This is a genomic window from Xanthomonas nasturtii (assembly GCF_023337365.3).
GTDB lineage: Bacteria > Pseudomonadota > Gammaproteobacteria > Xanthomonadales > Xanthomonadaceae > Xanthomonas > Xanthomonas nasturtii.
In genome coordinates this window covers 3,180,154-3,199,242 of the sequence record NZ_CP142084.2, presented here as the reverse complement: position 1 = coordinate 3,199,242, position 19,089 = coordinate 3,180,154, and the positions used below count along the sequence as shown (strand labels likewise).

Sequence of the window (19,089 nt, the reverse complement as noted above, 5' to 3'; positions counted from 1 at the left end):
AGCCGACTGTCGATGCAGTGCCGGCAGCGGCAATGACGACCCCTCCTGCACGCCGGCAGCGCCTACACTCGCCGCACCATCCTGGGAGCAAGCACATGCACAAGCGACGGACATGGCGTGGCGTTGGGTTGATCGGTGTTCTGGCCTCGCTGGCCTTCCCCGCAGCGGCGGCGATGCAGGCCAAACCGCTGGAGTGGAAGGTCGGCAAGGACACCTATAGCGGCGTGCTGGTGTACGACGATGCCGGCGCTGCCAAGCGCCCCGGCCTGGTGATGGTGCCGAACTGGCGCGGCGTCAACGACTCGGCGGTGACCAAGGCCAAGCAGCTGGCCGGCGACGATTACGTGGTGCTGGTGGCCGACGTGTACGGCAAGGGCAAGCGCCCCGCCAACGACAGCGAGGCCGGGCAGTTCGCCCGTGCCCTGAAGAAAGATCCGCCGACGCTGCGCGCACGCGCGCTGAAAGCGGTTGAGGTGCTCAAGGCGCAGACCGGCACGGCGCCGCTGGATGCAACGCGCATCGGTGCGGTGGGCTTCTGCTTCGGTGGCACCACGGTGCTGGAACTGGTGCGCGCGGGCGCGCAGCTGGCCGGCGTGGTCAGCCTGCACGGCGGCATCGCCACCCCCAGCCCTGCAGCCGCCGGCACGGCCAAAACCCCGCTGCTGGTGCTCAACGGTGCCGACGACAAGAGCGTGAGCAAGGCAGATATCGCCGCGTTCGAAACCGAGATGAATGCCGCCGGCGCAGACTGGCAGTTCGTCAACTTCAGCGGCGCGGTGCATTGCTTCGCCGAAGCCGATGCCAACAGCCCGCCGGGCTGCCTGTACAACCCGCGGGCGGCCAAGCGCGCGTACCGCATGCTGGGTGATTTCTTCGACGAGCGGTTTGCTAAGTAGCCGGGATTTGGGATTCGGGATTTGGGATTCGTCAAGAGCGCGGTCCCGTCCTTCAATGCATCAAACCCCTGAGTTTTTGCTCAGGGGTTTGCGTTGACCCACCATTTGGCTGCCTGATACAGGGATTCGTAAAAGAAAGTTCGCGCAAGCCGCCGCTGCGAATCCCCAATTTCCAATCCCAAATCCCGTCCAGAGCGCCCAGCGCTCTGGATCAGTGCGTGCGCTCGACCGCGTAACGCGCCAGGCCGCGGAGCGCCGCCACTGCCGGGCTGTGCGGCAAGGCCTGCAGCGCGTGTTCCGCGGCGGCGGCATATTCGGCAGCACGCTGACGGCTGTAGTCCAGCCCGCCGGTAGCGTGGATGGCGGCCAGCACTTCCGGCATCGCCGCCGCGTCGCCCTGTTCGACGATCTGCCGCAGGCGCTGTCGCGTGGCCGCATCCGAATGCGCCATGGCGTGGATCAGCGGCAGCGTCGCCTTGCCTTCGGCCAGGTCGTCGCCCAGGTTCTTGCCCAGGTCCGATGCCTCGGCGGCATAGTCGAGTACGTCGTCGGCGATCTGGAAGGCGAAGCCCAGCTGCATGCCGTAGTCGTACAACTGCTGCTGCACCTCGGCCGTGGCGCCCGAGGCCAGCGCACCCAGGCGCGTGCCGGCAGCGAACAGCACCGCGGTCTTGCGTTCGATCACGCGCAGGTAGGCGGCTTCGTCGGTGTCGGGGTTATGCACGTGCAACAGCTGCAGCACTTCGCCTTCGGCGATGCGGTTGGTGGTGTCGGCCAGGATCTGCATGACTTCCATGCGATCCAGCTCGACCATCAACTGGAAGCTGCGCGAATACAGGAAGTCGCCCACCAGCACGCTGGGCGCATTGCCCCACAGCGCGTTGGCGGTGCTGCGCCCGCGGCGCAGGTCCGACTCGTCCACCACGTCGTCGTGCAACAGGGTGGAGGTGTGGATGAACTCGACGATCGCCGCCAGCTGGTGGTGCTCCGGGCCGGAGCCGCCAGCGGCGTGGCCGGCCAGCATCACCAGCATCGGGCGCAGGCGTTTACCGCCGGCAGAGATGATGTGATCGGCGATCTGGTTGATCAGCACGACGTCCGAGGCCAGGCGGCGACGGATCAGCGCATCCACCGCAGCCATGTCGGGCGCGGCGAGGGACTGGATCTGGGGCAGGCCCAGAACGGTGGGGAGGTCTTCGGCGATGGTCATGCGCAGGCGTTCGTGATGTGTGTCGATTATAGGTGCCCGGGCCGGATCCGTCCCGCCGGGCACAACCGGTGTCTTCACATTTGCCATCCGCGCGGCTCGGCCGGAAGCCGCAAAGGCCCGGCCGGGCTGGATTTCCGACCCCTGGCAGGGCGCTTGCCCGGCAGCGTCGCGCGGCAACCTGCCAGGACCGTCGAGGGGCAGGTGCGGTAACATTGCCGCACAGACATTCCTCGTTGCGCGCCCCCGGCGCCAGCGCATCATCTCGGAAGCACCTATGGCCCGCGGCATCAATAAAGTCATCCTCGTCGGCAACCTCGGCAACGATCCCGACACCAAGTACACCCAGGCCGGCATGGCGATCACGCGCGTGAGCCTGGCCACCACCAGCATGCGCAAGGACCGCGAGGGCAATAACCAGGAACGCACCGAGTGGCACCGCGTGGTGTTTTTCGGAAAGCTGGGCGAAATCGCCGGTGAGTACCTGCGCAAGGGCTCGCAGGTGTATGTCGAAGGCGAGCTGCGCTACGACAAGTACACCGGCCAGGACGGCGTGGAAAAGTACAGCACCGACATCGTCGCCAACGAGATGCAGATGCTTGGCGGCCGTGGTGAAGGCGGCGGTGGCGGCGGCATGGGCGGCGATCGCCCGCAGCGCTCGCAGGCACCACGTCAGCAAGGCGGCGGAGGTGGCGGGCAGGGCGGTGGTGGATACGGCGGCGGCCAGGGCGGCGGGCAGGATTATGCGCCGCGTCGTCAGCAGCCTGCCCAACAGCAGTCGGCACCGCCGATGGACGACTTCGCGGACGACGACATCCCGTTCTGATCTCCACAGAATGGCGCATCACCAGAATCCCGCCAAGGCCTTGCCCTAGCGGGATTTTTGCTATCGACACGGGCTGTCGCTCGCTCGGGTAGGCGCCTGTGGCGCGCCACTGCAGCCGGCAGGCACCCCGAACCAAGGCAGGGGCTGGCTATCTTGCAGCAGCGCCGGCATCGATCCACGATACTCAGCCCGAACACCGCTGCGGGAAGCGAGCGTCGTTGCTTCTCGGCCAGCCATCAGACACCGGCCACGCCAGTGGTAGTGCCCACACCTTTGCGGGATGTTTAAACGACGTGAGCGGTGCCATAATTACGCGTCGTCTGCGCGCTGTCGGACGGCCTCTCAGCCAGGGAACCTGCGTCCCCAGCCAGCGTCTCACTTCAAGCTGACCAGGTTCCCCGCATGCATGCTCGTGTTCCGCGTTTCCTGTCGCTGCGCCCGCGCGCGCGACTTGCCGTTGCCATCGCCTGTTGCTGTGCCGCGCCGATCGCGTGGTCGCAGCACGCGGCAACGCCCCTCGACGATGCCAAGACGCTCGACACCTTGACCGTCACTGCCGACGGTTCGCAGGTCGAGCTGCCGCCGGACTATGCTGGCGGGCAGGTCGCCAGTGGTGGTCGCGTTGGCCTGTTCGGCAACCTCGATGTGATGGACACGCCGTTCAACAGCATGAACTTCACCGCCGAGCTGATGCGCAACCAGCAGGCGCGCAGCGTGGCCGACGTGGTGCAGAACGATCCGGCGGTGCGGGTGGCGCGTGGCTTCGGCAACTTCCAGGAGTTGTACGTGGTACGCGGCTTCCCCGTGTTCTCCGACGACATGAGCTACAACGGCCTGTACGGCCTGCTGCCGCGCCAATACGTGGCGGCCGAGTTCCTGGAGCGGGTGGAAGTGTTCCGCGGCGCCAACAGCTTCATCAACGGCGCCGCGCCCGGCGGCAGCGGGATCGGCGGGGCCTTCAACCTGGTGCCCAAGCGCGCGGGCGAGAACGACCTCACCCGGCTGACGCTGGGCAGCGAGACTGGCGGCCAGATGTATGGCGCGGCCGATGCGTCCTACCGGTTCGGCCAGGACCGTGCCTGGGGCGTGCGCGCCAACGTTGCGCGCCGCGATGGCGAGAACGCCACCAACGAGGATCGCGAGCTGGGCATGGGGTCGCTGGGGGTGGATTACCGCGGCGAGCGGCTGCGCCTGTCGGCCGACATCGGCTGGCAGGACCAGCGCACCGACCGTCCGCGTCCGAGCGTCACGCCGGTGGGCGCAATTCCGCGCGCCCCGGATGCCGATATCAACTTCGCGCAGCCCTGGACCTTCGCGCAGGAGCGCGACACTTTCGGCGTGATCCGTGCCGAATACGACCTGACCGATACCGTGATGGCGTGGGCAGCGGTCGGCATGCGCGACAGCGACGAGCACAACGTGTTGGCCAATCCCAACACCGATGCCGCCGGCAATTTGAACACCGGTCGCTTCGACAACTACCGAGAAGACAAGGTCGCCACCGGCGATGTCGGCATCCGCGCGACATTCGACACCGGCCGCGTCGGTCATCGCCTGAGCGCGTCGGCGTCGGCCTTCAAGCTGGACTCGAAGAACGCCTTTGCATTCGGCAGCTACGGCACGGCGGTCGGTACGTTGTACGACCCGGTGGCGGTGGCACCGCTGGGTGGCCTGTTGCCCGGTGGCGTGCTGTTCGAGCCGCTGACCACCAGCAAGAACGAGACCCGCAGCGTCGCCATCGCCGACACGCTGGCCTTCGATGACGGCCGCATCCTGCTGACCCTGGGCGCACGCCACCAGAAGCTGGAGCAGTACGGCTACGACTACACCACCGGCGCGCGACTCAGCCGCTACAGCGACAGCGTGGTGACGCCGGTCGGCGCGGTTGTCTTCAAGTTCGGCCGTGCGGTGTCGCTGTATGCCAATTACGCCGAAGCCCTGTTGCCTGGCCAGGAAGTGCCGGCTTTATCGGGCAGCACGCGACTGCAAAATGCCGGCGAACTGCTGGCGCCGTTCAAGTCCAAGCAGGTCGAATTAGGCGCCAAGTACGACGCCGGCAGCTACGGCGCAACCGCGGCGCTGTTCCGCATCAACCAGCCCAACACCATCGTCAGCAACGCACGCCTGACCACCGACGGCGAGCAGCGTAACCAGGGCCTGGAACTGAGCTTCTACGGCCAGCCCCTCGACGGCCTGCGCGCACTGGGCGGCCTCACGCTGCTGGACGCCGGCTATAACAAGACCCAGGGCGGCGTGAACGAAGGCAACGACGTGCTCGGTGTGCCGGACAAGCAGGCCAATCTGGGCCTGGAATGGGACATCGCTGCGCTGCCGGGCCTGACGGTCGACGGGCGCGCGGTCTATACCGACCGTCAATACGCCGATGCGGTCAACGTGCGGCACATCCCATCCTGGACGCGTTTGGACCTGGGCGCGCGCTATGCGTTTCAGGCCGGCGGCAAGGCCTGGAGCGTGCGTGCGCGCGTGGACAATGTGTTCGACCGCAGCTTCTGGTCGTCGGTCGGTGGCGCGCCGGGGGCGAATTATCTGGTCCTGGCCGCGCCGCGCACGTTGACCGTCTCGTTCTCGGTCGATCTGTGAGCGGCGTTTGAAACCCGCCTGCGCCACGCAACCGCGCAGGTCCTTGGCATGATCCGACGCCGCCTGCGCAAGGTGGCGTCTTGATGAAGGAGCGTGGCGTGCGTCAGTGGCTCGGTCTTGGCCTGATGGTCTGTCTGTCGATCGCGGCCGCTGCCGCGCTTGCCCACGATCCCGCCGAGCATCTGCCGCTGCCGTGGCTGGCCACTGCTGCCGGTACAACCGCGACGCCCGGCATGCCGCGCCCGCGGCAGGCGCCGGGACAGACGCTGCCGTTGCAGGCCACGCGCCGTATCGCCTTCGAGACCGATGAAGGCACCTGGATGGGGCTGGACGTGTCGCCGCGCGATGGCCGGCTGGTGTTCGACCTGCTCGGCGATCTGTACACGCTGGACGCCGCTGGCGGCCGGGCCAGGGCGATCAGCCGCGGCCTGGGCTTCGACAGCCAGCCGACGTTCTCGCCGGATGGGCAATGGATCGCTTTCGTCAGCGACCGCAGCGGTGCGGAGAACCTGTGGCGCATGCGGCCCGATGGGCGCGACGCGCAACAGCTCACGTTCGGCGACGACGATACGGTACTGGTGTCGCCGGCCTGGGCGCCGGATGGCCGCGCGCTGTACGCCAGCCGTTTTCGCTGGTCGGTCAACGATTACGAACTGTGGCGCTACGGGCTGGATGGCAGCGAAACCCTGGTGGCACCGGTCCGCGCGGAGGGCGCCGCCAGCGACCAGAGCACGCTGGGTGCGGTGGTGTCGCCGGATGGCAGGCAGCTTTACGCGGCGCGCCGCAGTGGCGACAAGGACAGCGCCGAGCTGGAGTTGTGGTCGATCGTGCGGCGCGACCTGGCCACCGGCAAGGAAGAGACGGTGTTGCCGGTGCCCGGCGTGCCTGGGCGCCGGCCGTTTCCCGGCACTTATTTCAGCCCGCGGCTTTCGCCGGACGGCAAGCAGCTGGCCTACGCCACCCGCCAGCAAGGCCAGACCGGGCTGCGCCTGCGCACGCTCGCCACCGGTGAGGACCGCTGGATCGCCTTTCCGATCGCGCACGACCAGAGCCAGGCGCAGAGCTGGCAGGATCTGGTGCCGCGCTACGCCTTCAGCCGCGATGGGCGTGCGCTGCTGCTCAGCCGCAACGGCCGCTTCGAGCGTATTGCGCTGGATGGCCGGGGCGCAGGTACGATCCCGTTTACCGCCTCGGTCGATCTGGAACTGGGGCCACTGACCGGCGCTGACATCCGCCAGGAAACCGGCCCGGTCCAGGCGCGTCTGATCCAGGACCCTGCGGTATCGCCGGACGGCAGGCGTGTGGCGTTTTCTGCGCTGGGCGCGCTCTACTTGATGGACATGCAGGACGGCGCGCGGCCACGCAAGCTGCCCACCGGAGAGGTGCCGGCCTTCCATCCCGGTTGGTCGCCGGATGGCAAGGCGTTGACGTACGTCACCTGGGACGGCGGGCAGGGCGGCCAGGTCTGGTCGCTGCAGCCCGGCGCTGCGGCCCCGCGCCAGCTCAGCCGTGGGGCGGGCGCGTACTACACCCATCCGCTGTTCACCCGCGATGGACGCGACGTGCTGGTGGTGGCGTCCGACAACGTGGCGCGCATGCAGGCCGCGATGGTGTTCGGCAGCGTGCGCGAGGCGCAGCTGCAACAGCTGCCGGCGCAGGGCGGCCAGGCCACGATCCTCTATCGCGGCACCTTGGGCGGCACGCTGCACTTCGGTGCGGCGCCCGACCGCGTCTATGCGATGGGCAGCGGCGGCCTGATCGGCATCGACCTGCGCAGCGGGCGTGCCGACGCCCCCATCGTGGTGAAGGGGCCGGGTTGGTATTTCCAGGACGGCAGCGTGCCGGTGGACGACCTGCGCATCAGTCCCGATGGCCAGTGGCTGCTGGCCCAGGTCGCCCAGCAGCTGCACCTGCTGCCGGTGCCCGCGCAGGGAACGACGGTGGATCTATTGGCGCCCGGCGTGCGCCACCGGCGCATCACCGATGTCGGTGCCGATGACTTTGCCTGGAGTGCGGACAGCCGCACCATCACCTGGTCGATCGGCTCCAGCGTCTACCGCCGTGCACGCGCCGATATCGCCCTGCATGCCGCCGATGCGCCGGGCTGGGACGCAGATGTGCCTACGCCAGGGCGCAACACGCAGGTAGTGCAGGCCAGGGTGGAGATCCCGCGCGATGTGGCCGAAGGCACGCTGCTGCTGCGTGGCGCCACCGCGCTGACGCAGCGTGGCGACGAGGCCATTGCCGACGCCGACCTGCTGGTGCGCGATGGGCGCATCGCCGCGATCGGCCCGCGTGGCGGTGTGGAGATTCCTGCTGGCACGCAACTGCGCGATGTCAGTGGGCGCTTCCTCATTCCGGGCCTGATCGATGTGCATGACCATGTCGCCGATTTTCGCCGCGATCTGCTCGACATGCGGCCCTGGGGCCTGCGCGCGCGACTGGCCTACGGGATTACCACCGCCTTCGATCCCTCCTCGTTGAGCATCGACATGCTGGCCTATCAGGATCTGGTCGATGCCGGCATGGTGGTGGGCGCGCGCGCACCGACCACGGGCATGGCACTGTTCTCGTTCAACCGCATCGCCTCGCTGGATGAGGCACGCGCGCTGCTTCGCCGTTATCGCGACCACTACCGCACGCGCACCATCAAGCAGTATCTGGTCGGCAATCGCCGCCAGCGTCAGTGGTTGGTGCAGGCCGCGCACGCGCTGGGCATGCGCCCCACCAGCGAGGGCTCGCTGGCCCTGAAACTGGACCTCAACCAGGTCATGGACGGCTACGCCGGGCACGAACACGCACTGCCGACGCCGCTGTACCGCGATGTGATCGAACTGATGGCACGCAGCGGCACCAGCTATGACGCAACGCTGATGATCGCCAACGGTGGCCCTGCCGCGCAGAACAACTACGTCATCCGCGATCGGCCGCTGGGCGATGCGACGTTCCGCGCAACCCGCCCGTACGAGGTGGCCATGCAGCAGGCGCAGTCGCAGCGCTGGATCGATCCGTCGCTGATGCTGTATCCACGCATCGCCGGCGACGTGGCGCGCATCCAGCGCCGCGGCGGGCTGGTGGCGATGGGCTCGCACGGCGAGATCGCCGGGCCGGGGCTGCACTGGGAAATGCAGGCGCACGTGGAAGGTGGCATGACGCCTGCCGAGGTGCTGCAGGCCGCCACGCTGGGCGGTGCGCGCAGCATCGGGCGCGGTGCGGAGCTGGGCAGCCTGGAGGCCGGCAAGCTGGCCGATCTGGTGATCCTGCAGGCCGATCCGCGCCTGGATATCGGCAACGCGCAAAAGATCGACGCGGTGATGCTGGGCGGCCGCTTGCGCGAGGTCCCGAGCCTGGATGAGCTGTGGCCCAGAGAAACCAGAATTCCTCCGCTGTGGCAGCGCGGCGAATCGCTGAACTAGATCCCGCGCGGCAAGCCCCGGTGGTGCTGGCGGGCGAATTCCGCAAGCGCGTGGCAGCTGAAGCGCCTTCGAGTGTGGAGGGGTTTGCCGGCGAGCAGCGGCACGCCGTAGCCGGGTCGGCGCGATGCCGTTCTGAAGCCGTCTGGCGAAGTGCAGCAGGCCAGTGCAAACCAGCGGGAAGTCGCGTATCGCACGCGTTTCAGCCACACAAACAGCGCGCCGGATGCGATCCGCTTGCACGACAACCGACGTAGGCATTACGCCGAGGTGCGATTGCGACCGTTCTGCTTGGCGCGATACAGCGCCGAATCGGCGTCTTGCACGATGGTGTTGGGGCTCAAGGGCGCTTCGCCCGGTTCGAAGGTGGCGGCGCCGATACTTACCGTGACATGCGCGCTGGTGGGGCTGGGCAGGTGCATCAGGCCGAGTTCGGCGACCGCATTGCGCACCGCATCGGCCAGGCGCAGTGCGCCGGCGGCATCGGTATGCGGCAGGATCATGCCGAACTCTTCGCCACCGTAGCGTGCGGCGACGTCTTCGCTGCGTCGCGAGCAGCCGGCAATGGCGCCGGCAATCAGGCGCAGGCAAGCGTCGCCATTCACATGGCCATAGGTGTCGTTGTAGAGCTTGAAGTGGTCGACATCGATCATCAGCACCGACAACGGCGCTTGCACGCGAACGGCGTCCTTCAAGGCGCGCGAGAGCCGGTAGTCGAAGGCGCGCCGGTTGGCGATGCCGGTCAACGCGTCCACCCAGGCTTCGGTGCTCAGCTTGGCTTCGTTGCGATGCATGCGGCGCAGCTGCAGATCCAGCCAGATCCCCACGCCGAGCAGCAGCGTGCAGCCCAGCGCGGCCACCACGATGCGCTGGCGCGCCGCCTGCCGCCAGTTCGCCAAGGCATCGTCGACAGAGACGCCGGTCAGCACGGTCAATGGATACGGCCGCGCCGGCGCGAAGCTGGAAATGCGCTGCACGCCATGGATCGGCGAGCGATAGGTGGCGGTGCCGTGCTTGCGCGCGCGCATGGTGAAGTAGATCGAGGTGCCCGCGATGGACGTGCCGATCACGCCCTGTTTGTCGGGCCGGCGCACCATCACGATGCCATCGTCGCTGGTCATGCCGATGGTGCCGTGCGGACCGACTTCAAAGGTGCTGTAGTAATTCTGGAAATACCTCAGTTGCAGGGTGATCAGCACCACGCCGGCAAACTCGCCGCTCGGCGTGTTGAGGCGCCGGCTCAGCGTCAGCACCCATGAGCCGTCCGAGCGGCTTTGCACGGGCGGGCCGACCAGCGACAAGGCGTCGCGATGGTCGCTGTGATATTTGAAATAGGCGCGGTCGGCGTTGTTGTGCGTTCTGGGTGTGTTGTCCAGCGACGAGCTCACCCAACTGCCGTCCGCCGCATAAATGAAGATGCCATGCAGCCGATCCGAGCGACGTGCTTCGCGCACCAGAAATTCATGCATCGGCGAACGTGCGGCGCTGGAGCCTTGATCATGCTCCACCCGCGACACCAGCCCCGACAGCACCGCATCGGCGATGGACAGGGTGTCGCTGGCGTGCTGCGCCAGCGAATTGGCCAGATTCAATGACTGCGCCTGGGCGCTGCGCAGCGCGGTTGCGCGCTCTTCGTGGATGGACCAGTACTCCGAACCGAGCAGCAGCATCCACGACACAGTCAGCACGAAATGCAGCGCGATCCGTTGTGCTCGTTGCCGTCGCCGCTTGGTGGTTGACGTCACTGTGGCTACCTGTCTGGACATCAGGGCGATGCAACCGCCGTGCCAGCCTACGCGTCGCGGCACCTGTGGCTATGTGCACAGGTACGCGCGCGTGCGGACTTGCCTCATGCGGCAAGCAACAGCCCGCTTGCACGTGCCGCTGTGCGCAATGGTGGTCGCCGTTGCGTTCGCTGTGCATACACCAGACGACGCTACTGACTGAAAGCCAGCTCGACTGCGTTCGCATAACGGCGCGCATGCTGTCCCGTGCGCTGCATCATGTTCAGGAGTGACCCCATGCAAGCCATTGGTCTTCGCCATCCCGCAGCCATCGCCTCGCTACAGTCCGTTGCGTTGCCCGATCCAGGGCAGCCCGCACGTGGCCAGATCCGCGTGCGCCTGCATGCCAGCTCGCTTAATTTCCACGACCTGGGCGTGGTGCTTGGGCAGATGCCGACCGCAGACGGGCGTATTCCGATGTCCGACGGCGCCGGTGTGGTGGAAGCAGTGGGACCGGAGGTCGAGGAGTTCGCAGCAGGCGATCATGTGGTTTCCACCTTCTTCCCGCAGTGGCTGGATGGCGAGGCGTTGCATGCCGGTTTTGCGACCACGCCAGGCGACGGTGTCGATGGCTACGCGCGCTCTGCGGTGGTGGCCGACGCACGGCCTTCACCCACGCTCCCGGCGGTTACAGCCATGCCGAGGCCGCAACGCTGACTACCGCTGGCGTCACCGCATGGCGTGCGTTGGTGGTCAATGGCGGACTCAAGGCCGGCGACAGCGTGTTGGTGCTGGGGACCGGCGGGGTGTCGATCCTTGCAGTGCAATTGCCAAGGCGATGGGCGCGAGTGTGATCGCGACGTCCTCGTCGGACGAAAAGCTGGAGAAGGTGCGCGCGCTCGGCGCCGACCATGTCGTCAATTATCGGCAGCACGCCGAATGGTCGGCGCAGGTGCTGGACATCACCGATGGGCGCTGCGTGGATCATGTGGTCGAAGTCGGCGGCCCCGGCACGCTGACGCAGTCGATCCGTGCGGCGCGTGTGGGCGGCCATATCGCCTTGATCGGCGTATTGACCGGCGCGGCGGTGCCGGTGCCGACCGCTGAAATGATGGGGCGCCAGCAACGTCTGCAAGGGCTGGTGGTTGGCAGCCGCAAGCATCAGCAGGATCTGGTGCGTGCGCTGGACGGCTTGCCGCTGCGGCCGGTGATCGATCGCAGCTACGCGCTGGACCAGATCGGCGAGGCATTTGCGCTACAGCAATCCGGCGGGCATCTCGGCAAGGTCGCGCTGGAGTTCTGACATCTCCTGCTGCAATGTGCGTTGGCGGTGCGAGGCACCACTGGCGTATAAACCCATCAAGACGGCTTTCGCAGAATGGCCGTTCGCACCGCGCCTGCTGGCGAGCACGACCGACACTCCTTTCGTCTACGATCGCCACCGTGGCCGACGATGCACGTGTTGCACGCGCGACCGCATAGCCAGCCTGTCCCGCTCCAACGTCATCAGGGCCCGGGGTCGCGCAACACAGTGATGAGCGTGGTTCATAGGCGCATGCAGTTGCCGGCGCCAATGCGGGCGAAAACGGGCACTAGAATCGGGCAATACCGCCGTTTCAGTCCCGCCGTCGCTGCCGCGCGCTCACGCGCTTGTGACCGGCCGCGCTGCACATTGATTAAGAACTGTATAAGCCAGCATTGTTGGAGATGCCAGCCATGAGAGACATCAAGATGACCCGTCGCGAGGTACTGATCGCGGGGACGGCATCCGCAGCCAGCGTTGCCGCAACCCAATCGATGGCTGCCACTGCTGCCACCGCCATGTCGCAGCGGCAGGCGGTCGAGCCGGCCAATGCATCCAGCCAGGTTGCCTTCGAAGTCAACGGCAAACCGGTGACATTGACCCTGGATAACCGCACCACCTTGCTGGATGCGTTGCGCGAGCACCTGCACCTCACCGGCACCAAAAAAGGCTGCGATCACGGCCAGTGCGGCGCCTGCACGGTCATCGTCGATGGGCAGCGCATGAATTCGTGCCTGTCGCTGGCAGTGATGCATCAAGGTGCCAAGGTCACCACCATCGAAGGGCTGGGCACGCCGGAGAAACTGCATCCAATGCAGGCGGCGTTCGTCAAGCACGATGGCTACCAGTGCGGCTACTGCACGCCCGGCCAGATCTGCTCGGCAGTGGCGGTGCTGGACGAAGTGAAACGCGGGATCCCCAGCCATGTCACCGAAGACCTCACCGGCAGGACCAGACTCACCACGCCCGAATTGCAGGAACGCATGAGCGGCAACATCTGCCGCTGCGGTGCGTATTCCAACATCGTCGATGCCATCAATGAGGTTGCCGGAGACCGCGCATGAAGGCCTTTAGCTACGAGCGCGCCACCTCGCCAGCCGATGCCGCAGCCAAGGCAGCGCGCCAGCCCGGTGCCAAGTTCATTGCCGGCGGCACCAACCTGCTCGATCTGATGAAGCTGCAGATCGAAACGCCGTCGCACCTGATCGACGTCAATGGCCTGAGCCTGGACACCATCGATGCAACGCCCGACGGCGGCTTGCGCATCGGTGCCCTGGTGCGCAATACCGATCTAGCTGCAGATCAACGCGTGCGCCGCGATTACGCAGTATTGTCGCGCGCCTTGCTGGCAGGCGCCTCCGGGCAATTGCGCAACCGCGCCACCACCGCCGGCAACCTGCTGCAACGCACGCGCTGCCCCTATTTCTACGATACCAATCAGCCGTGCAACAAGCGGCTGCCTGGCAGCGGCTGTGCGGCCATCGGCGGGTTCAACCGTCAACTGGCGGTGATCGGGACCAGCGAATCGTGCATCGCCACTCATCCCAGCGACATGGCCATTGCCATGCGCTTGCTCGATGCCGTGGTCGAAACGGTGCGCCCGGACGGCCAGACGCGTGCGGTGGCACTGTCCGAGTTCTACCGCGCACCGGGCAAGACGCCGCATCTGGAAACCGTGCTGGAACGCGGCGAGCTGATCACCGCAGTGACCTTGCCCAAACCGCTCGGTGGCACGCATGTGTACCGCAAGGTACGCGACCGTGCATCGTATGCATTTGCGCTGGTGTCGGTGGCAGCAGTCGTGCAACGCGATGGCAGCGCCCGCGTTGCCGTCGGCGGCGTTGCGCACAAGCCGTGGCGCAGCGAAGCGGCCGAAGCGAAATCGCAGCGGGGCGCGCGCGCCATTGCGTCTGTGCTGCTCGACGGCGCACAGCCCACCGAACACAACGCATTCAAGGTGCCGCTGGTCGAGCGCACCCTGACCGCGATCCTGGCCGACACGAGGGCCTGATATGAAATTCGACACTCCCGCCGGTACCAACCCCATCGATCAGCTCAAGGTCGTCGGCAAGCCCGTCGATCGCATCGATGGGCCGCTCAAGACCACCGGCCAGGCGCCGTATGCCTACGAACATCACGACATGCCGGGCCGCGCGGCCTACGGGCATGTCGTGGGCGCGGGCATCGCCAAAGGCACCATCGGCAGCATCGATCTGAGCGCGGCGCGCAACGCGCCCGGCGTGCTCGGCATCGTGACTGCGCAAAACGCCGGAACGTTGCATAAGGGCAAGCTCAATACCGCCAAGTTGCTGGGCGGCCCGGAGATCCAGCACTACCACCAAGCGATTGCGGTGGTGGTTGCAGAGACCTTCGAGCAGGCGCGCGCAGCGGGACAGTTGATCAAGGTCGATTACGGCCGCCATGTCGGCGCATACGACCTGAAGAAGGCGCGCGATGGCGCCAAGGTCACCAAGGAGGGCGGTGCCCCCAATAGCGCCGTCGGCGATTTCGCTGGCGCCTTCGCAGCGGCACCGGTGCAACTGGACGCCGAATACACCACACCCGATCACTCGCACGCCATGATGGAACCGCACGCATCGGTCGCGATGTGGGACGGCGACAAGCTCAGCGTGTGGACTTCCAACCAGATGATCAACTGGGGCGCGCGCGATCTGGCTGTTACGTTGGGCATCCCGCGCGAGAACGTGCGGATCATGTCGCCGTATGTCGGTGGCGGGTTTGGCAGCAAGCTGTTTCTGCGCACCGATGCCGTATTGGCCGCGCTGGCTGCACGCGAAGTGAAACGTCCGGTCAAGGTCATGCTGCCGCGCCCGCTGGTCGCCAACAACACCACCCATCGTCCGGCTACCGTGCAGCGCATCCGCATCGGTGCGCAGCGCGATGGCAAGATCACCGCGATCGCACATGAGAGCTGGTCGGGCGATCTACCTGGCGGCGGTCCGGAAATCGCCGCCGCGCAGACGCAGTTGCTTTACGCCGGGGCCAACCGGTTGATCGCTACACGTCTGGCGGTGCTCGATTTGCCGGAAGGCAATGCGATGCGCGCGCCTGGCGAAGCACCCGGGTTGATGGCACTGGAAGTGGCCATGGACGAAATGGCCGAGAAACTCGCGATGGATCCGGTCAAGTTCCGTGTCGTCAACGACACGCAGGTCGATCCGGAAAACCCGCAGCGCCCGTTCTCGCAGCGCCAGTTGGTCAAGTGCCTGGAGGACGGTGCCGAGCGTTTCCAGTGGTCCAAGCGTAAAGCCAAGCCGGCCAGCAACCGCGATGGGCGCTGGTTGATCGGCATGGGTGTTGCCACCGCGTTTCGCAACGCGCCGGCAATGACCTCCGGTGCGCGCATGCGCCTGGAGCGGGGCGGGCGCGTGGTGGTCGAAACCGACATGACCGACATCGGCACCGGCTCCTACACCATCATTGCGCAGACCGCTGCCGAAATGCTCGGTGTGCCGTTGAACTGGGTGGACGTGCGGCTGGGCGATTCCAGCTTCCCGGCGTCGGCCGGCTCCGGTGGGCAATGGGGCGCGAACAGTTCTACTGCAGGCGTGTATGCAGCTGCAGTCAAATTGCGCGAGGCGGTGGCAAAGCAGTTGGGCCTGGACCCGGCGGCGGCCGAATTTGCCGACGGCCATGTCCGTGCCGGCGGCAAGCGCATCGCGCTCGGCGATGCGGCGGCCAATGGCGCGCTGGTGGTGGAAGACAAGATCGAATTCGGCGACCTGAGCAAGACCCACCAGCTCTCCACCTTCGGCGCGCATTTTGTCGAAGTGGGTGTGGATATCGCCACTGCCGAGGTGCGCATCCGGCGCATGCTTGCGGTGTGCGCGGCCGGGCGCATCCTCAACCCGAAGTCCGCACGCAGCCAGGTCATCGGCGGCATGACCATGGGCGTCGGCGCGGCGCTGATGGAAGAACTGGCGGTGGACAAGCGCCGGGGCTTTTTCGTCAACCACGACCTGGCCGGCTATGAAGTGCCGGTGCATGCGGACATTCCGCATCAGGAAGTGGTGTTCCTGGACGAAAGCGATCCGCTGTCGTCGCCGATGAAGGCCAAGGGCGTGGGCGAGCTGGGCATCTGCGGTGTGGCCGCCGCCATTGCCAATGCGGTGTACAACGCAACCGGCGTGCGCGTGCGCGACTACCCTGTCACGCTGGACAAGCTGCTGCCGCACCTGCCCGAGATGCTGCGCGCGTGAGTGCAGTGGTTGCCCCGGTCACGCATGCGCCCCCGGCCCAAGCGGCCTGGCCAGCATGGCCGGATTACGCGTTGCACGACGATTTGCTGCCAACGCTGACCGCGTGGCAGCGCGCCGGCCAGCGCGTGGCGATCGCCACCTTGGTCGACGTTCAAGGCTCATCGCCGCGTCCGCTGGGAAGCGAGATGGCGATTTGCGCCGACGGCAACGTGGCCGGTTATGTGTCCGGCGGTTGCGTGGAAGCGGCGGTGGCGCACGAGGCCATGGCAGCGCTGCGCGACGGCCAGCCGCGGTGGCTGGATTACGGCGAGGGCAGCGAGGTGCTGGACATCCAGCTCAGCTGCGGCGGGCGCATCGGGGTGCTGGTGTGGCCGGTGCCCGACCTGGGCGAGTATCTGGCGCGGTGGCGCAACGCGCGCCAGCACCGGCGCGCGTTTCATGTGGCGCTGGATCGTGCCTCCGGCACGGTGCGTTACCCGGCGACTGCGCAGGACGCGCGTGCTGGCGAATTCCTGCGGACGCACCGGCCGCCGTTGCGGCTGGTGCTGGTCGGCGCCGACCCCGCGCTGCTGGTGCTGGTGTCGATGGCCAGCCAGATGGGCATCGACGTACGCGTGCTGCGGCCGCACGGCCCCGGCGAAGCGCCGCCGGGGCTTGCAGCGGAGCATTACGACCGGCGCGCGCTGGGCGATGCGTTGCAGGACCTGCATCTGGATGCCGACAGTGCGCTGTATAGCTTGGCCCACGATGCCGAAATCGATCTGCAGGTCGCGCAGCACGGGCTTGCGTCCAATGTGGCCTGCATCGGCATCCTGGGCAGCCGGCATAAACGCGAAGGCCGGTTGCAGGCACTGCGCGCGCTCGGCTACGACAACACAGCGCTTGCGCGTCTGCGGCTGCCCGCCGGCTGGCGCATGGGGCGCTCATCGCCGCACACCATCGCGCTCGGCATCATCGCCGAGGCGACGCAGGCGGTGGCGGAGATGCAGGCCACTGCAGCGAGCCGATAAGTCGCGGTGCTCCTGTCTGGTGTAGGTGAGTTATTAGCTCGCAACGCCGAGGCACTGGCAATCGGAAGCGTGGTGGACGTATGCATGCAGCCCGCCGTGACCAGCGGTGACCGTGCGAATGACGTCCGCTGACGCAGCAGCTGCTCGAGCAATCTGCGGTCACCTTGCACGCACAGCTCGCTCTCTACGCTGCGGCTGTCTCCCATCAGCACCACGTCGCCATGACCCTTGTTTTCGATCAGCACGTCGACGTATCGCGCAACGCGGTGCGCATCGAGTTTTTCGTAACCGCTCAGCGCGCGCGTCACTGCTGCGCCACGAAGCGCGATGCCGGCGCCATGTCGCGCTTGGCACTGCGCAGTTCTGCGGCGGTAGCAGGGGGCGCGGCGTGAGGCGCGATCACGCCGCGCTGGTGCTGGGCGCAGGCGCGGGGCGCAGGCTGGGCCGTTCCAAGCAATTGCTGATGCGCGACGGCGAGCCCTTGCTGCGCCGCGCCGCACGCATCGCACTGCAGACTGCACCGAGTCGCTGTGTAGTGGTGTTGGGCGCCGATGCGGACGCGTTGACCCAGGTGTTGCAGGGCCTGGACGTGGAAATATTGCGGCACGCCGACTGGTCGGCAGGCATGGGTTCCAGCCTGGCCGCGCTGCGTCAGCATGTGCAGGACGACACGGCACTGCGGCGCAGCCTGATTCTGGGCTGCGACCAGGCGGCGCTGGACGCCCCGCATCTGCGCGCATTGCTGGACGAAGCCGATCGCGCCACGTCGGGCTGTGCGACCAGCGGCTATGCCGGCGTGCGCGGCATTCCCGCGGTGGTCACCCATAGCGCCTGGGCGGATGTCCCGTTACAGGCCGACAGCGGCCTGCGTGGCCTGTTTGCCAGCCTGGACGTGCAGACCCTGGGCTGCGTGAGCGCCCCAGCGCTGGCGCTGGATATCGACACGCCTGCCGACCTTGCCGCCGCGCAGCAACGCGGGTGGGTGGACGCAGAGTGAGACGCCATGACGGGTATGCGTACAAATCCCTGTCAGCCTGGGTTTCAACGGGTACGCAAGTCGGTGGGGCGATAAGACAGGCGCCGTCACTGCACGCTCAGACGGTGGCGTGACCGGTGGCGATGACTGGGCTACAGGCCGCTCAGCGCACTCGCTGCGTCGCGCCACCGGCCACGTCCGGCCTGCGTTGCTCCGCAAGCCGACGCGTTCACGACCATAAGCCGACCGCTTCCCTGATCACCAGAACATAGCCAATCACCATGGCGGTCTTGACCGAAAAGTGAAATTTCCTGAGCAGATACATGCAATTCCTCCCCAGAGGCAGTCTTCAAGAGCAACCGATCACCCCAGTGCGCACCGTCCGCCCTCGTCTGACGGTTGCTCACGACACGGCGTTCACCGTTCCAGGCCGAATGTAGCGCTGGATGTGATGTGAGTCACGTAAGAATTTTCCTACCTGTACGCCAGTGTCCGCCCTACAGCATTGACATGCTTAAAAGAACATTCTGGCTATGCCGGACGCGGGGCCCTTGGCCACTCTCCCGCGGCCCCTTGAGTAAGGGCGCGCCGGCATCCCGGACAGGAGAAAGTCTTCCCACTACTCCCATGCACCGTGGCTTTCCGCGCGGCCTGCGCATTGCTCGACCGCTGTACGCACTGGCCGGAGGCCTGATGGACGAGTCACGTTACGTCGTACGCATACACCCCGAACAAGGCGGGTGGTGGGTCACCCGCCCGCAGTGGTCGCCGCTGCGCTATCTGCGCGAGCAGGGCGCCCTGGAGTACGCCGAACTGATGGCCAAGCTGCACTGTCTGACCACCGGTCAGCCCAGCGGGGTGGTGGTCAATACCGGCGCCGGCGACCGCGTGGTGCGGCGTTACGGCTGAGACG

13 protein-coding genes and 1 pseudogene are annotated in these 19,089 nt (G+C 66.8%); 12 read left to right on the top strand and 2 right to left on the bottom strand.

Translation table 11 applies throughout. The annotated features are described in order from the left end of the window. Positions 1–95: 95 nt before the first annotated feature. Complete coding sequence (locus tag M3O59_RS13920) at positions 96–896, top strand: dienelactone hydrolase family protein (protein ID WP_147308466.1); 801 nt, start codon at positions 96–98, stop codon at positions 894–896. 211 nt (positions 897–1,107) lie between these two features. On the opposite strand, the gene M3O59_RS13915 is transcribed toward M3O59_RS13920, so the two are convergent. Further along, positions 1,108–2,106, bottom strand: a complete 999-nt coding sequence (locus M3O59_RS13915; RefSeq protein ID WP_116905440.1) for a polyprenyl synthetase family protein — start codon at positions 2,104–2,106, stop codon at positions 1,108–1,110. Positions 2,107–2,380: 274 nt separating this feature from the next. On the opposite strand from M3O59_RS13915, the gene M3O59_RS13910 reads away from it, so the two are divergent. The 3 genes from M3O59_RS13910 to M3O59_RS13900 all read left to right on the top strand — a co-directional run bounded on the left by M3O59_RS13910 (position 2,381) and on the right by M3O59_RS13900 (position 8,946). Next, the gene (locus M3O59_RS13910) at positions 2,381–2,929 is read left to right on the top strand and encodes a single-stranded DNA-binding protein (protein ID WP_116905439.1); all 549 of its coding nucleotides are present in this window, start codon (positions 2,381–2,383) and stop codon (positions 2,927–2,929) included. A 402-nt stretch (positions 2,930–3,331) separates the two neighbouring features. Next, the gene (locus tag M3O59_RS13905; RefSeq protein WP_249046902.1) at positions 3,332–5,530 is read left to right on the top strand and encodes a TonB-dependent receptor; all 2,199 of its coding nucleotides are present in this window, start codon (positions 3,332–3,334) and stop codon (positions 5,528–5,530) included. Positions 5,531–5,628: 98 nt separating this feature from the next. Beyond that, entirely contained in the window at positions 5,629–8,946 is a 3,318-nt protein-coding gene (locus tag M3O59_RS13900) for an amidohydrolase family protein (protein ID WP_249054419.1), read from the top strand. 257 nt (positions 8,947–9,203) lie between these two features. On the opposite strand, the gene M3O59_RS13895 is transcribed toward M3O59_RS13900, so the two are convergent. After that, the gene (locus M3O59_RS13895) at positions 9,204–10,751 is read right to left on the bottom strand and encodes a sensor domain-containing diguanylate cyclase (RefSeq protein WP_181920494.1); all 1,548 of its coding nucleotides are present in this window, start codon (positions 10,749–10,751) and stop codon (positions 9,204–9,206) included. A gap of 213 nt (positions 10,752–10,964) precedes the next feature. On the opposite strand from M3O59_RS13895, the pseudogene M3O59_RS13890 reads away from it, so the two are divergent. The 8 genes and pseudogenes from M3O59_RS13890 (at position 10,965) to M3O59_RS13855 (ending at position 19,085) form a co-directional block, all read left to right on the top strand. Beyond that, a pseudogene (locus tag M3O59_RS13890) lies at positions 10,965–11,970 on the top strand (zinc-dependent alcohol dehydrogenase family protein). A gap of 413 nt (positions 11,971–12,383) precedes the next feature. Then, the gene (gene paoA, locus M3O59_RS13885) at positions 12,384–13,034 is read left to right on the top strand and encodes an aldehyde dehydrogenase iron-sulfur subunit PaoA (RefSeq protein WP_181920493.1); all 651 of its coding nucleotides are present in this window, start codon (positions 12,384–12,386) and stop codon (positions 13,032–13,034) included. Then, on the top strand, positions 13,031–13,981 hold the full coding sequence (locus M3O59_RS13880) for an FAD binding domain-containing protein (RefSeq protein WP_116905436.1): 951 nt from the start codon (positions 13,031–13,033) through the stop codon (positions 13,979–13,981). Before paoA ends, M3O59_RS13880 begins: the two co-directional genes overlap by 4 nt. Before the next feature lies 1 nt (position 13,982). Next, on the top strand, positions 13,983–16,190 hold the full coding sequence (gene paoC / locus M3O59_RS13875) for an aldehyde oxidoreductase molybdenum-binding subunit PaoC (protein ID WP_116905435.1): 2,208 nt from the start codon (positions 13,983–13,985) through the stop codon (positions 16,188–16,190). Then, positions 16,187–17,200 carry an XdhC family protein gene (locus tag M3O59_RS13870; protein WP_116905434.1) on the top strand — a complete coding sequence of 338 codons (1,014 nt, stop codon included), beginning with the start codon at positions 16,187–16,189 and terminating at the stop codon, positions 17,198–17,200. Before paoC ends, M3O59_RS13870 begins: the two co-directional genes overlap by 4 nt. A 221-nt stretch (positions 17,201–17,421) precedes the next feature. Then, positions 17,422–17,592, top strand: a complete 171-nt coding sequence (locus M3O59_RS13865; RefSeq protein ID WP_181920492.1) for a hypothetical protein — start codon at positions 17,422–17,424, stop codon at positions 17,590–17,592. After that, a complete protein-coding gene (locus M3O59_RS13860) occupies positions 17,589–18,197 on the top strand; it encodes a nucleotidyltransferase family protein (protein WP_116905433.1) in 609 nt (202 codons plus the stop codon). Before M3O59_RS13865 ends, M3O59_RS13860 begins: the two co-directional genes overlap by 4 nt. 672 nt (positions 18,198–18,869) lie before the next feature. Continuing rightward, positions 18,870–19,085 carry a hypothetical protein gene (locus M3O59_RS13855; protein WP_064632618.1) on the top strand — a complete coding sequence of 72 codons (216 nt, stop codon included), beginning with the start codon at positions 18,870–18,872 and terminating at the stop codon, positions 19,083–19,085. The last annotated feature ends 4 nt before the right edge of the window (positions 19,086–19,089 follow it).